At 69.5% G+C, this 12,272-nt stretch carries 13 protein-coding genes; 4 read left to right on the forward strand and 9 right to left on the reverse strand.

Features of this window, described 5'->3' with window-relative positions:
• Nucleotides 1–2: 2 nt before the first annotated feature.
• From kdpB to RC1_RS02065, 5 genes are all read right to left on the reverse strand, one after another.
• The gene (gene kdpB, locus RC1_RS02055; protein WP_148213517.1) at nucleotides 3–2,126 is read right to left on the reverse strand and encodes a potassium-transporting ATPase subunit KdpB; all 2,124 of its coding nucleotides are present in this window, start codon (nucleotides 2,124–2,126) and stop codon (nucleotides 3–5) included.
• A 53-nt stretch (nucleotides 2,127–2,179) separates the two neighbouring features.
• Nucleotides 2,180–3,901, reverse strand: a complete 1,722-nt coding sequence (kdpA, locus tag RC1_RS02060; protein ID WP_012565667.1) for a potassium-transporting ATPase subunit KdpA — start codon at nucleotides 3,899–3,901, stop codon at nucleotides 2,180–2,182.
• 4 nt (nucleotides 3,902–3,905) lie between these two features.
• Entirely contained in the window at nucleotides 3,906–3,995 is a 90-nt protein-coding gene (kdpF, locus tag RC1_RS20625) for a K(+)-transporting ATPase subunit F (protein ID WP_083759226.1), read from the reverse strand.
• Nucleotides 3,996–4,007: 12 nt separating this feature from the next.
• Nucleotides 4,008–4,145, reverse strand: a complete 138-nt coding sequence (locus RC1_RS21650; RefSeq protein WP_012565668.1) for a hypothetical protein — start codon at nucleotides 4,143–4,145, stop codon at nucleotides 4,008–4,010.
• 86 nt (nucleotides 4,146–4,231) lie between these two features.
• Nucleotides 4,232–5,137 (reverse strand): LysR substrate-binding domain-containing protein, encoded by a 906-nt coding sequence (locus RC1_RS02065; protein ID WP_012565669.1) that lies wholly within the window; start codon nucleotides 5,135–5,137, stop codon nucleotides 4,232–4,234.
• 157 nt (nucleotides 5,138–5,294) lie between these two features.
• Here RC1_RS02065 and RC1_RS02070 point away from each other — a divergent pair, with 157 nt between their 5' ends.
• Nucleotides 5,295–5,834 carry a peroxiredoxin gene (locus RC1_RS02070; RefSeq protein ID WP_012565670.1) on the forward strand — a complete coding sequence of 180 codons (540 nt, stop codon included), beginning with the start codon at nucleotides 5,295–5,297 and terminating at the stop codon, nucleotides 5,832–5,834.
• 164 nt (nucleotides 5,835–5,998) lie between these two features.
• Nucleotides 5,999–6,559: an alkylhydroperoxidase, AhpD family gene (gene ahpD, locus RC1_RS02075; RefSeq protein WP_012565671.1), complete on the forward strand. Its 561-nt coding sequence runs from the start codon at nucleotides 5,999–6,001 to the stop codon at nucleotides 6,557–6,559.
• 115 nt (nucleotides 6,560–6,674) lie between these two features.
• Here ahpD and RC1_RS02080 read toward each other — a convergent pair whose 3' ends face one another.
• Together RC1_RS02080 and RC1_RS02085 are read right to left on the reverse strand one after the other, a co-directional pair.
• Nucleotides 6,675–7,757 carry a hypothetical protein gene (locus RC1_RS02080; protein WP_012565672.1) on the reverse strand — a complete coding sequence of 361 codons (1,083 nt, stop codon included), beginning with the start codon at nucleotides 7,755–7,757 and terminating at the stop codon, nucleotides 6,675–6,677.
• A 186-nt stretch (nucleotides 7,758–7,943) separates the two neighbouring features.
• The gene (locus RC1_RS02085; protein WP_012565673.1) at nucleotides 7,944–8,573 is read right to left on the reverse strand and encodes a LysE/ArgO family amino acid transporter; all 630 of its coding nucleotides are present in this window, start codon (nucleotides 8,571–8,573) and stop codon (nucleotides 7,944–7,946) included.
• Between the two features lie 100 nt (nucleotides 8,574–8,673).
• Here RC1_RS02085 and RC1_RS02090 point away from each other — a divergent pair, with 100 nt between their 5' ends.
• Together RC1_RS02090 and RC1_RS02095 are read left to right on the forward strand one after the other, a co-directional pair.
• Nucleotides 8,674–9,159, forward strand: a complete 486-nt coding sequence (locus RC1_RS02090; RefSeq protein WP_012565674.1) for an Lrp/AsnC family transcriptional regulator — start codon at nucleotides 8,674–8,676, stop codon at nucleotides 9,157–9,159.
• Nucleotides 9,160–9,331: 172 nt separating this feature from the next.
• Nucleotides 9,332–9,811, forward strand: a complete 480-nt coding sequence (locus RC1_RS02095; RefSeq protein WP_012565675.1) for a hypothetical protein — start codon at nucleotides 9,332–9,334, stop codon at nucleotides 9,809–9,811.
• Between the two features lie 84 nt (nucleotides 9,812–9,895).
• Here the strand turns inward: RC1_RS02095 and proB are convergent, their stop codons facing one another.
• Nucleotides 9,896–11,053, reverse strand: coding sequence for a glutamate 5-kinase (gene proB / locus RC1_RS02100; protein ID WP_012565676.1), 1,158 nt, complete (start codon nucleotides 11,051–11,053; stop codon nucleotides 9,896–9,898).
• A gap of 93 nt (nucleotides 11,054–11,146) precedes the next feature.
• Entirely contained in the window at nucleotides 11,147–12,202 is a 1,056-nt protein-coding gene (gene obgE, locus RC1_RS02105; protein ID WP_012565677.1) for a GTPase ObgE, read from the reverse strand.
• Nucleotides 12,203–12,272 lie beyond the last annotated feature (70 nt).

Raw genomic sequence — 12,272 nt, forward strand, 5'->3', positions numbered from 1 at the left:
CCTCAGACGAGGCCGAGGCTGGTGATGGCGAGGTCGATCGCCTTGATGCCGAGGAACGGCACGACGAGGCCGCCCACGCCGTAGAGGGCGAGGTTGCGCGCCAGCAGGGTGGCTGCCGGGGCCGGGCGGTAGGCGACACCCCTCAGCGCCAGCGGGATCAGGAACAGGATCACCAGGGCGTTGAAGATGATGGCCGACAGGATGGCGCTGGCCGGGCTTTCCAGCCCCATGATGTTGAGCGCCTGGAGCGGCGGGTAGGCCGCGACGAACAGGGCCGGAATGATGGCGAAGTACTTCGCCACGTCGTTGGCGATGGAGAAGGTGGTCAGCGCTCCGCGGCTCATCAGGAGCTGCTTGCCGATCATGACGATCTCGATGAGCTTGGTGGGATCGCTGTCCAGATCGACCATGTTGCCGGCTTCCCGCGCGGCCTGGGTGCCGGTGTTCATGGCGACACCGACATCGGCCTGGGCCAGGGCGGGAGCGTCGTTCGACCCGTCGCCGCACATGGCGACCAACCTGCCTTCCGCCTGATACTGCCGGATCAGCTCCAGCTTCTTCTCCGGGGTGGCTTCCGCCAGGAAATCGTCCACCCCGGCCTCCGCCGCGATGGCGGCGGCGGTCAGCGGGTTGTCGCCGGTGATCATCACGGTACGGATGCCCATCTCCCGCAGGGTGGTGAACCGCTCGCGGATTCCGGGCTTCACGATGTCCTTCAGGTGGACGACGCCCAGCACACGGGCGCCGTCCGCCACCACCAGCGGCGTGCCGCCGGACCGGGCGACCTGTTCCACCCGCTGGGCCAGTTCACGGCCCGGTGCGTAACCGATGGAAGACTGCGCCTCCACCCAGGCCCGCATGGTGTCCACCGCTCCTTTGCGGATGCACCGCGGACCGATGTTCACCCCGCTCATCCGCGTCTGGGCGGTGAAGGGGATGAAATCCAGACCCCGCGGATCGAAGGAATCCGCGGAGAAGCGGAACTTCTGGCGGGCGAGCGCCACGATGGAGCGGCCCTCCGCCGTGTCGTCGGCCAGCGAGGCGAGCAGGGCCGCTTCGCCCAGCTCCCGCTCATGCACCCCGCCGAGCGGCAGGAACTCCGTCGCCTGGCGGTTACCCAGGGTGATGGTTCCGGTCTTGTCCAGCAGCAGCACGCCCACGTCGCCGGCCGCCTCCACCGCCCGGCCGGACTTGGCGATGACATTGAACTTCACCAGCCGGTCCATGCCGGCGATGCCGATGGCGGACAGCAGCCCGCCGATGGTGGTCGGGATCAGCGTGACCAGCAGCGCGATCAGGAAGACGACCGGGATCAGGAAGCCGGAATAGCCGGCGAACCCTTGCAGCGTGACCGTCACCAGCAGGAAGATGATGGTCATGCCGACCAGCAGGATGGTCAGGGCGATCTCGTTGGGTGTCTTCTGCCGCTTGGCGCCTTCGACCAGCGCGATCATGCGGTCGAGGAAGCTCTCCCCCGGGTTCGCGGTGATGCGCACGACGATGCGGTCGGAGACCACCACCGTACCGCCGGTGACGGCGGAACGGTCGCCGCCCGATTCCCGGATCACGGGAGCGGACTCCCCGGTGATGGCGCTCTCGTTCACGGTGGCGATCCCTTCCACCACCTCCCCGTCGCCGGGAATGGTGTCGCCGGCCTCCACCACCACGAGGTCGCCGGCGCGCAGGGCCGTGGCCGGAACCTCTTCCCAGAAGGCGCCGTCCGCCGTGGTCGCACGCCTGGCCGTGGTCTCCGTCCGGGTCCGGCGCAGGCTGGCGGCCTGCGCCTTGCCGCGCCCTTCCGCCACGGCTTCGGCGAAGTTGGCGAACAGCACGGTGAACCAGAGCCAGGCCGCGATCTGGCCGGTGATGGAGGGATCTCCGCCGGTCAGCAGCAGCCAGGAGGCAATCTCGCGGGAGGCGAGGGCGCTGCCCCCTGTGACGAGGTCGCGGACGAAGATCAGGGTGGTGAGCAGGGCCACGACGGCGGTGACGAACATCACCGGATTGCGGACCAGCCGGCGCGGGTCCAGCTTGAGGAAGGCCTCTCCCAGCGCCTGCCGAGCGATCCGTCCGTCCAGGAGCGTCGCCTGGGTGGAGTTGAGGACGGGGGCGCTGTTGTCCTTCATGTAGCGCCGCCAGACGCGCCGGTGCGCGGCTTCGGCTCGTTTCACAGGGTCGGTCATGGGACGGCTCCGAACAGGGTGCCGGCGGTCAGGCTCAGATGCTCGGCAATGGGGCCGAGGGCGAGCGCCGGGAAGAAGGTGAGGCCACCGACGATCAGGATCGTGGCGATCAGCAGAGTGATGAACAGGGTGCCATGGGTCGGCAGGGTGCCCGGCCCGGCGGGTGCGGCCCGCTTGGCGACCAGCGATCCGGCGATGGCGAGGGTCGGCACGATCACCGCGAAGCGGCCGAGCAGCATGGCGAGGCCGAGGCCCGTATTGTGCCAGGGCGTGTTGGCCCCGAAGCCGGCGAAGGCCGACCCGTTGTTGCCGGTGGCGGAGGTGTAGGCGTAGAGGATCTCCGACAGGCCGTGCGGACCCGGATCCTGCACGCTGGCCAGCATCTGCGGCACGACGGTCGTCAACGCCGCCCCGCCCAGGATGCCCAGCGGGAAGACCAGCACGGCGATCACGGCCAGCTTGATCTCCCGCGCCTCGATCTTCTTGCCGAGATATTCCGGCGTGCGGCCGACCATCAGCCCGGCGATGAAGACGGCCAGGATGACGAAGACCAGCAGGCCGTAGAGCCCGGCGCCGACGCCGCCGTAGATCACCTCGCCCAGCATCATGTTCAGCATCGGCACCATGCCGCCGAGCGGCATGAAGCTGTCATGCATGGCGTTGACGGAACCGTTGGAGGCGGCGGTGGTGGCGACGGCCCAGAGCGCCGAGAGCGCGGTGCCGTAGCGGACCTCCTTGCCTTCCATGTTGCCATCGGTGGTCTCGACGCCCAGGGCGGTGACGGCGGGGTTGCCCTGCGCCTCGGCCCACCAGGTCACCGCCAGGCCGGCCACGAACAGGATGAACACAGCGGTCCAGAGGGCGCGCCCCTGGCGGGTATCCCCGACCATGCGGCCGAAGCTGTAGATCAGCGCCGCGGCGATCATCAGCAGATAGAAGCTCTCCAGCAGGTTCGTCAGCGCCGTCGGATTCTCATAGGGATGGGCGGAGTTGACGTTGAAGAAGCCGCCGCCGTTGGAACCCAGTTGCTTGATGGCGATCTGGCTGGCCGCCGGACCCTGGGCCAGAACCTGGTTGCCGCCCTCCAGCGTGGTGGCGGTGACATAGGCGTCGAAGTTCTGCGGCACCCCCTGCCAGACGAGGACAAGCGCCCCCAGGAAGGCGAGAGGAAGCAGGACGTAGAGGGTCGCCCGCACCAGATCGGCCCAGAAATTGCCGACGGTCTTTCCCGCACGCCGGGCGAACCCGCGGATCAACGCGACGGCCACGGCGATGCCGGTGGCGGCGGAGACGAAGTTCTGCACCGTCAGGCCCAGCATCTGGGAGAGGTAGGACAGCGTCGTCTCGCCCCCGTAGGACTGCCAGTTCGTGTTGGTGGTGAAGCTGACGGCCGTGTTGAAGGCGAGGTCCGGCCCGACCGGCCCCAGTTCCGCCGGATTCAGCGGCAGCAAGGCCTGGAACCGCAGCAGGGCGTAGAGCAGCAGCAGCCCCAGCAGGTTGAAGGACAGCAGGGCCAGCGTGTAGCCGGTCCAGTGCTGCTCCCGCGCCGGGTCGATCCCGGCGATGCGGTAGAGCCCGCGTTCCAGCGGTCCCAGCACGATGCCCGGCAGGGTGCGTTCGCCTTCGAACACCCGCGCCATGTAGCGGCCGAGCAGCGGCGTCACCGCCGCCAGCAGGCCGAGATAGAGGAGGATCTGGAGAAGTCCTTCCGCGGTCATGGCGTCAGAACTCCTCGGGGCGCAGGAGCGCGTAGACGAGGTACGCGAGCAGGCCGGCCGCCACGAGGCCGCCGGCGATCAGATCGACGATCATCGGGCGCCTCCGTCAGAGCCGGTCGCAGCCGTAGGTCAGCCCGGCGAAGGCGGCGAAGGCCGCCAGCACGAGGCCCAGAAAGATGATGTCAGCCATGGGATTCCCCCCTTGCGTGGTCTCACACGGGGGCAGGATCGGCGAGGGGCGCATAAAGGATCGAGACGGACTTCGCGCGGCCGCATAAAGGCGGCATAAAGACGACCCGAGGGGCAGGCGCTGCGGATGTCTGATCCGGATCAGCAGCGGCAGGACCGCGTGCCCTCGGCCAGATGGCCGGCGAGCCGCTGGAGATCAGCCTCCCGCACCGAACCGCGGCGCCAGACGAGGCCGACACGACGGACCGGCACGGGGGCCACGAAGGGCCGCAGCACGACCTGCCCGGCCGCCGTCAGCAGCGGGGCCGCCCGCGCCGGCAGAAGCGTGAGACCGAGCCCGCCGGCCACCATCTCCACCAGGGTCGGCAGCGAGGTGGCGGCGAAGCCCGGATCCTCCCGCGCGCCGGAAAGGCGGCAGACATCCAGCGCCTGATCGCGGAAGCAGTGCCCGTCCTCCAGCAGCAGCAGGACCTCTCCGGAGAGGTCGGACTGCCGCACCGCGGTACGCTCCGACAGGGGATGGTTCTGTGGCAGCGCAACCAGGAACGGCTCCTCGAAGAGGTCCACCGTCTCCAGTCCCGGCTCCGCCACCGGCAGGGCCAGAACGGCTGCATCCAGATCGCCCGCGCGCAGCCGGTCGAGCAGCCGCTCGGTCAGATCCTCGCGCAGATAGAGGCGCAGGTCCGGGTAGTCGCGCCGCAGGCCGGGCAGGACGCCCGGCAGCAGGTAAGGGCCGATGGTGGGAATCACGCCCAGCCGGAGGGCGCCGCACAGCGGCCGGCCCGCGGCCCGCGCCATCTGCGACATATCGTCCACGGCCGCCAGGACGTCGCGCGCGCGCCGGACCGTATCCTTGCCGGCCGGCGTCAGCAGCACGCGGTGCTTCGTCCGCTCCACCAGCGCGGTCCCGAGAAGGGATTCGAGCTGCTGGATCTGGGCCGACAGGCTGGGCTGGCTGACATGGCAGGCGGCCGCGGCCCGGCCGAAATGCAGCGTGTCGGCCAGGGCGACCAGATAGCGGAGCTGGCGCAGCGTGATGGCGGTCATCGCTTCTTCCTATCACGGCCAACGGAAATTTCGATTGGCAATTCCGCAGCGCAACCGCCAAGTTTCGAACGGTTCTAAAAACACGCTGCTTTGCAGCACGCGGAGCCTCGTTTCCAGATCCCCCTCTTTTCCCGACCTGAAATTGGAGCGTGAGATCATGCTGACCGTTGGTGACAAGTTCCCCGCCTTCGACCTGAAGGCCGTCGTGTCCACCGACCCGAAGACCGCCTTCACCCAGATCAACAACGAGACCTACAAGGGCAAGTGGCTGGTGGTCTTCTTCTGGCCGAAGGACTTCACCTTCGTGTGCCCGACCGAGATCGCTGCCTTCGGCAAGCTGAGCGGCGAGTTCGCCGACCGCGACGCCCAGGTCCTCGGCGCCTCCACGGACAGCGAGTTCGTGCATCTGGCGTGGCGCCAGCACCACGCCGACCTGAAGGATCTGCCGATCCCGATGCTCGCCGACATCAAGCGCGAGCTTTCCGGTGAACTTGGCATCCTGCACAAGCTTGAAGGCGTCGCTTTGCGCGCTACGTATATTGTGGACCCGGAAGGCGTGATCCGCTTCGCCTCGGTCCACGACCTCTCGGTCGGCCGGAACGTCAACGAGGTTCTCCGTACTCTTGACGCTCTTCAGACCGATGAGCTTTGCCCCTGCAACTGGCAGAAGGGCGACGAGGTTCTCAAGGCGGCCTGAGCCTCCTGACAGGCCACCAGCAGGCGGGCGCCCATCGGCGCCCGCCTGCGAACCTCCGAAATTCCGTCTCCATCCGTCAAGCCTGCGGTCTTCCGGCGCCTCTTCCGGTGCGCGTCCAGCGAAGGGCCGGGGCCGACGGATCATCAATCAAGGGGAACTGACCCATGTCGATCGAAGCGCTGAAGGCGCGCCTGCCCGATTACGCCAAGGACCTCCGGCTGAATCTCGGTTCCGTGCTGACGACCTCGTCGCTGAAGCCGGGGCAGGTCTGGGGTGCTGCCATCGCCGCCGCCTATGCCGCGCGCAACGACGACGTGACCCGGGCCATCGTGGCCGAGGCCGCGCAGCACCTGGACGCCGCCGGTCTGACCGCCGCCAAGGCCGCCGGCGCCATCATGGGCATGAACAACGTCTATTACCGCACCGTCCACCTGTCCGGTAACGCCGACTTCAAGAAGATCCCGGCGCGGCTGCGCATGAACGTGATCGGCAACCCGGGCGTGGAAAAGGTGGATTTCGAGCTGTGGTCGCTCGCCGCCAGCGCCGTCAACGGCTGCGGCATGTGCATCGAGGCGCATGAGCGCGAGGTGATGCACAAGGGCATGTCCACGGAGAACATCCAGGATGCGGTCCGCATCGCCGCGGTGATCCACGCCGTGGCCACGGTGCTCGACGCCGAGGCGGCGCTGTCCGGTCAGGACGGCTCCACCGCCGTAGCGGCCTGAGCGGACGGGAGGCGGCGGGTTCCCCCTTGTTCCCCGCCTTTCGTCCTCGACAACTCCGGGCCCCGGACGCACCCCGCGTCCGGGGCTTTCCTTTGCCCTCACGGCGTCCGCCGGCTCAGGCGGACAGGCGGGTGATGTCCAGCACCGCCTGTTCCGAGGTCAGGCGCAGTTCGGGCAGGCCCGGCAGCATCTCCTGCCGCAGCCAGTCGATGCGCTGACCGGGCGAGCCCGGCACCTCACCGAAGCGCTGTTCCCAGGCGGTCAGCTTGGTCACCAGCCCGCAGAGCATGGCCCCGATGGCGCCCTGGTAGGCGGACAGCACCCGCTGGCCCTGCGCGCCCGTGAGCGGGGTCGGCTGCCGCCAGTAATGCTGGAGATGCCGCTCCAGGTGGCGAAGACAGTCGTCCAGCCGCAGGGTCAGTTCCGCCAGCGCCCCCTGCACCTCCTGCACCAGCCGCATGTTGGCCGGCGTGCCGGTGACGACGGCGATCGCGGTCAACGCCCCCAGCCAGGCGGAGAAGTCCCCCAGAAGGTTCCGCAGGCCGCGGTCACAGCTCTGGTAATAGGCCAGCGACAGGGCGGCGTCGGCGTAGCGGGTCAGCAGCTCGGGCAGCGCCTGCCGGTCGATCCGGAGCCGGCGGGCGATGGCATCCAGGTTGGCGCGGACCGCCGCGCGGTGAAGCTGGACCAGCCCGTCATCCAGCGGCACCCCGGCCGGAACCGTGGCGCCGAAGACCCCGTCGGTCAGGGCGCGGGTGTAGGGGCGCAGATGGCCCGCCAGCTCCCGCCGCTTGCGCGGCGACAGCCCCACCCCTTCCCCCCGGGGCGGCGCGACCCGGAGTTCGCGGAGCGCCGTGCAGAGATTGAAGACATCGAACGAGGCCATGCGGGAGACCGCCTGCAGGAGCTTGGCGTCGCGTTCCATGGCGTCGGCCGGACCTGCCATGGCGCCGACCGCTGCCGCGATCTCCCGCCGGCCGCTGCCCGCACCGCCGGAATCGAACACCTCCACCAGGCTTTCCAGGCGGGCGGTCTTGACCAGCCGGGCCCCGGCGAGGCCCGCCGTCTCCAGCGGCAGCATGGCAAGCGGCAACACGTTCAGCGCGTCACGCGCCGCCTCCTGTGCGGACGCGGAGGCCGCGACTCCGTCGGCACGGAGCACCGGCACATCGCCATGCGGACCAAGCACCACAGGCATCGACAGGAGGGCTCCGCCAGACAGGGATCAGAGGGTGGCCTATACACCACGCCAGAAAAAGTGGATTTAAATCTGCGCACACGCTCCCGACGGGCGCAGGGCGCCGCGTGGTGTTCCAGGTGGCAATCCCGGCATGTCATGCAAGCGCGACACGCTGTCCGCGTTCCGGCGCCTGGGGGCGTCCCCTCAGCCGACCAGCCAGTTCCAGCCGACCCCGCCCAGGGCCCAGACGCCCAGGGCGCCCAGCATGATCCCGGTTCCCCGGTTGATCCAGAGCACCGAACGGCGGGTGATGCGGTGGCGCACCAGAGTGACGCCCCCGCACAGGATGAACCACCAGATGCCCGATCCGACGAAGATGCCGGCCACCAGCGTGACCGCCTGATAGGTCTCCAGCCCGCCGCTGAATCCCACGACCAGGGCCGTGATGCCCAGGATGGTGACGGGATTGCCCATGGTCAGGGCCAGACCGCTGCCCGTCGCCCCCAGCAGATTCCGCGCCTCCGGCTCCTGCGCCGGGGGGCGCGGCTCACGCAGGAAGCTGTGCAATGCCACCCCCAGCAGGAACAGCCCGCCGAACACCCGCAGCTCGCCCTCGTGCCCGATCACCAGCTCCAGGATGGCGTTGACGCCGAAGGCGGCGATGGCGCTGAACAGGGCGTCCGCGATGGCAGCCCCCATGCCCGTGGCGATACCGACGGCGATGCCGCGTTCCAGCGTCCGCCGGATGCAGAGCAGTCCGATGGGGCCGACCGGGGCGGCGATGGCGATGCCGAGTATGATGCCCCGGAGGAAGACACCGATCTCTGCAAGCAAAAGGTGAACTCCGTCTGGCCTGGACCTGATGCCGACTATGCCCTACCGGCCGTTGCGGCAGAATGGCGGACTGGGGGCGCGGCGATATAGAATTACGCGCATGGACGCTCCGTCATCCCCACCCGGACACTCTGTCGCCGGCTCCCGCCCTCTGGACGCCACGGGATGGCGAATCCTGCAGGAGCTGCAACGGGATGCCCGTCTGCCCTTCGCCGAACTGGGCCGCCGCGTCGGGCTGACCGCACCGGCCGTCGCGGAACGGGTACGACGGATGGAACTGGCCGGGCTGATACAGGGCTACCGGGCGGAGGTCAACCGCGCCGCCCTGGGGGCTGCCCTGACGGCCTTCGTCCGCATCCGGGCCTTTCCCGGGCGTGACGGCGCGATCGAGTCGTTCGCCGCGACCCGCGGCGAGGTGCTGGAATGCCATGAGGTGACGGGAGAGGACAGCTACCTGCTGAAGATCGCAGCCGGCAGCGTCCGCCAGCTCGACCGCGTGGTGACCGACCTCGCGCCCTTCGGCACGACCCATTCCCTGCTGGTGCTCAGCACCAAGGTGGCCGGCAAGCCTGTGTCCGGCGGCTGAACCGCTCCGGAGAGAACAACCCCGGCGATCTCATTTTCGGATGAATGCGCGCACAGCGGGTTGACTCTTTTCCGCGCACTGAAAGATAGTCACCTCCACCATCACTGGCGATGGTCATAGAACAACCGGTCGGGCGGCCTGGATGCCGTCACGCTCCGGAACGGAGGAACCCATGAACACCTGGAACCCCATGAGCCCCTGGAAGAGCGTTGCGAGCGGCCTCGCCCTTCTCTCCCTCACGGCCCTGCCCGCCGTGGCTGCGGAACAGTCGGGCACCAGCACGGTGAAGCTCACGAACCTCTACGGCGTGGAACAGACCGGCAGCCGCAACCCCGGTGCGGACGCTGCCTGCAAGAAGGCGTTCGGCAGCTTCGTCGGCAGCAGCATGACGACGACCTGGAAGGTCGATCCCAGCTCGATGATGATGTCGGCGGAAGCCACCTACGAAGGCGCGCAGGTGCGGATGTTCCCGCTGGGCATCGCCGGCACCTACAATTTCATGTCCGACGGGGTGCCGGAGTCGCTGGCCGCCAAGAAGATCAACCGGCTGATCTTCGCGCTGGACACCAGCTTCCAGAATCCCGCCGGCACCGTGCTGTTCCTGATGGACGAGAAGGACAACTGCGTGCTGTCGAGCCAGCCCGCCTCCTGACGCGGGCCTGACGGCACGGATGGCGCCCCGGCCCCGGGCGCCGTCCGTGCCGGTTTCCCTGGCCGCCCTCGCCGGCCGGCCCGTTCAGCCGACCACCAGATCGTCGCGGTGGATCACCTCGTCCCGGCCACGGTAGCCGAGCAGCGCCTCGATCTCTGCCGAGCGGCGCCCGGCCAGCCGGCGGGCATCCTCGGCCGAATAGGCGGACAGGCCGCGCCCGACCTCGCGCCCGTCCGGTCCCAGCACCTGGACCAGATCGCCGCGCTCGAACTCCCCCTCCACCGCCCGCACGCCGGCCGGCAGCAGGCTGCCGCCGCGGGCCAGCGCCGCCACCGCACCGGCATCCACGGTGAGCCGGCCATGCGGCTTCAGCGCCCCGGCGATCCAGCGTTTGCGCGCCGTCAGCGGCTCCGCCTGCGGCAGGAACCAGGTGGCCGGCGCCCCGCCCGCAGCGGGCGGTTCCAGCAGGGCGGCCAGCGGGTTCAGGCGCTTGCCCTTGGCGATGGCCATGCGGCAGCCGGCCGCCATGGCGATCCGGGCCGCCGCGATCTTCGTCACCATGCCGCCCGAGCTGTAGCCCGGCGGCGGTTCACCGGCCATGGCGGTGATCTCCGGCGTCACCTCTGTCACCACCGGGATGTGGCGGGCGTCGGGGTCCTTGCGCGGGTCGGCGGTGTAGAGCCCGTCGATGTCGGACAGCAGCACCAGCGTGTCGGCGCTGATCATCTGGGCCACGCGGGCGGCCAGCCGGTCGTTGTCGCCGAAGCGGATCTCCGCCGTGGCGACCGTGTCGTTCTCGTTGATGACGGGGACGGCGCCGAGCTTCAGCAGCGCCTCGATGGTGGCGCGGCCGTTCAGGTGGCGCCGCCGCATCTCCGTGTCATCGAGTGTCAGCAGCACCTGCGCCACGGTGATGCCGTGGCGCGCCAGCGTCTCCTGGTAGACGGCGGCAAGGCGGATCTGCCCCGTGGCGGCGGCCGCCTGCTTCTCCTCCAGCCGCAGCGGACGGCCGACCAGGCCGAGATGCTCCCGGCCCACGGCGATGGCGCCGGAGGTGACGACCACCACCTCCACCCCGCGGGCGCGCAGGACGGCGATGTCGTCGGCCACGCTGTCCAGCCAGTCGCGGCGGATATTGTGGTCGTCCACCAGCAGGGCCGAGCCGATCTTGACGATCAGCCGCCGCGCCCCGGCCAGGGGAGCGTCGGTGGAGACGGCGGGAGACTCGGCGGGAGCGGACATGGCGGCACGCGGGCAGGCTGGGGAGCCTCCGTTATCGGCGCGGAGTTCCCCGCCGGTCAATGCCGGCGATCGGGGGCCGTGCCGCCGCCGGCCCTATTCCTCGATCGGCGCGTAGCGGATGCGGCGCTCGATCTCCTCCGCCGCCTCGGCCTCGGCGCCGCGCGCCTCGCGGATGTGCCGCAGCAGCTCGAACAGCATCTCCTGCACGCCCTGGCCGGTGGCGCCCGACAGCAGCATCACCGGCTTCTTCGCCGAGCGGCGCAGCTTGGTGCGCTTGAACTCCAGCTCCTCCGGCGTCAGCGCGTCGATCTTGTTCAGGGCCACGATCTCCGGCTTCTCGGCAAGGCCGCCGCCGTAGAGCCGCAGTTCCCGCCGGATGGTGCGGTAGGCGAGCTGGACATCCTCCTGCGTGCCGTCCACCAGATGCAGCAGCACGCGGGTGCGCTCGACATGACCCAGGAAGCGGGTGCCGATGCCGCGTCCCTCGTGCGCGCCCTCGATCAGGCCGGGGATGTCGGCCAGGACGAACTCCTCCTCCCCCGCCTGCACGACGCCCAGGTTCGGGGTCAGCGTGGTGAAGGGGTAGTCGGCGATCTTCGGCCGGGCGCGGCTGACAGCGGCAAGGAACGTGCTCTTGCCGGCGTTGGGCAGGCCGACCAGCCCGGCGTCGGCGATCAGCTTCAGGCGCAGCCAGACCCAGCGCTCCTCCCCCGGCCAGCCGGGGGTGAACTGCCGCGGCGCGCGATTGGTGGAGCTCTTGTAGTGCTCGTTGCCGAAGCCGCCGTCCCCGCCCTTCAGCAGCACGATCCGCTGACCGACCTCCGTCATGTCGGCCAGCACCGTCTCCTGGTCGTCATCCAGCACCTGGGTGCCGACCGGCACCCGCAGCACCGCGTCCTCGCCCTTGGCACCGGAGCGCGACCGGCCCATGCCGTGGCCGCCGCGCTTGGCCTTGAAGTGCTGCTGGTAGCGGTAGTCGATCAGGGTGTTGAGACCGTCCACAGCCTCGATGATCACATCGCCGCCACGGCCGCCGTTGCCGCCGTCGGGTCCGCCGAACTCGATGAACTTCTCACGCCGGAAGGCGACGGCACCGGGACCGCCGTCGCCGCTCTTCAGGTAGATCTTGCACTGGTCGAGGAACTTCATGGTCGGGACTTTCGGGACGCGCGGGCAGAGGAACTGGATAGGCGGAACCGGACCGGGCCGCTGCCCCAGC

This window comes from Rhodospirillum centenum SW (assembly GCF_000016185.1).
Classification (GTDB): Bacteria; Pseudomonadota; Alphaproteobacteria; order Azospirillales; family Azospirillaceae; genus Rhodocista; species Rhodocista centena.

Excerpts from the sequence above, each read along its gene's own strand:
- RC1_RS02070 (WP_012565670.1), top strand. The coding sequence starts at position 5,295 with ATGCTGACCGTTGGTGACAAGTTCCCCGCCTTCGACCTGAAGGCCGTC.
- RC1_RS21650 (WP_012565668.1), bottom strand. The coding sequence starts at position 4,145 with ATGCGCCCCTCGCCGATCCTGCCCCCGTGTGAGACCACGCAAGGGGGG.
- RC1_RS02065 (WP_012565669.1), bottom strand. The coding sequence starts at position 5,137 with ATGACCGCCATCACGCTGCGCCAGCTCCGCTATCTGGTCGCCCTGGCC.
- RC1_RS02095 (WP_012565675.1), top strand. The coding sequence starts at position 9,332 with ATGAACACCTGGAACCCCATGAGCCCCTGGAAGAGCGTTGCGAGCGGC.
- kdpB (WP_148213517.1), bottom strand. The coding sequence starts at position 2,126 with ATGAAGGACAACAGCGCCCCCGTCCTCAACTCCACCCAGGCGACGCTC.
- proB (WP_012565676.1), bottom strand. The coding sequence starts at position 11,053 with ATGTCCGCTCCCGCCGAGTCTCCCGCCGTCTCCACCGACGCTCCCCTG.
- obgE (WP_012565677.1), bottom strand. The coding sequence starts at position 12,202 with ATGAAGTTCCTCGACCAGTGCAAGATCTACCTGAAGAGCGGCGACGGC.
- ahpD (WP_012565671.1), top strand. The coding sequence starts at position 5,999 with ATGTCGATCGAAGCGCTGAAGGCGCGCCTGCCCGATTACGCCAAGGAC.
- RC1_RS02090 (WP_012565674.1), top strand. The coding sequence starts at position 8,674 with ATGGACGCTCCGTCATCCCCACCCGGACACTCTGTCGCCGGCTCCCGC.
- RC1_RS02080 (WP_012565672.1), bottom strand. The coding sequence starts at position 7,757 with ATGCCTGTGGTGCTTGGTCCGCATGGCGATGTGCCGGTGCTCCGTGCC.
- kdpF (WP_083759226.1), bottom strand. The coding sequence starts at position 3,995 with ATGATCGTCGATCTGATCGCCGGCGGCCTCGTGGCGGCCGGCCTGCTC.
- kdpA (WP_012565667.1), bottom strand. The coding sequence starts at position 3,901 with ATGACCGCGGAAGGACTTCTCCAGATCCTCCTCTATCTCGGCCTGCTG.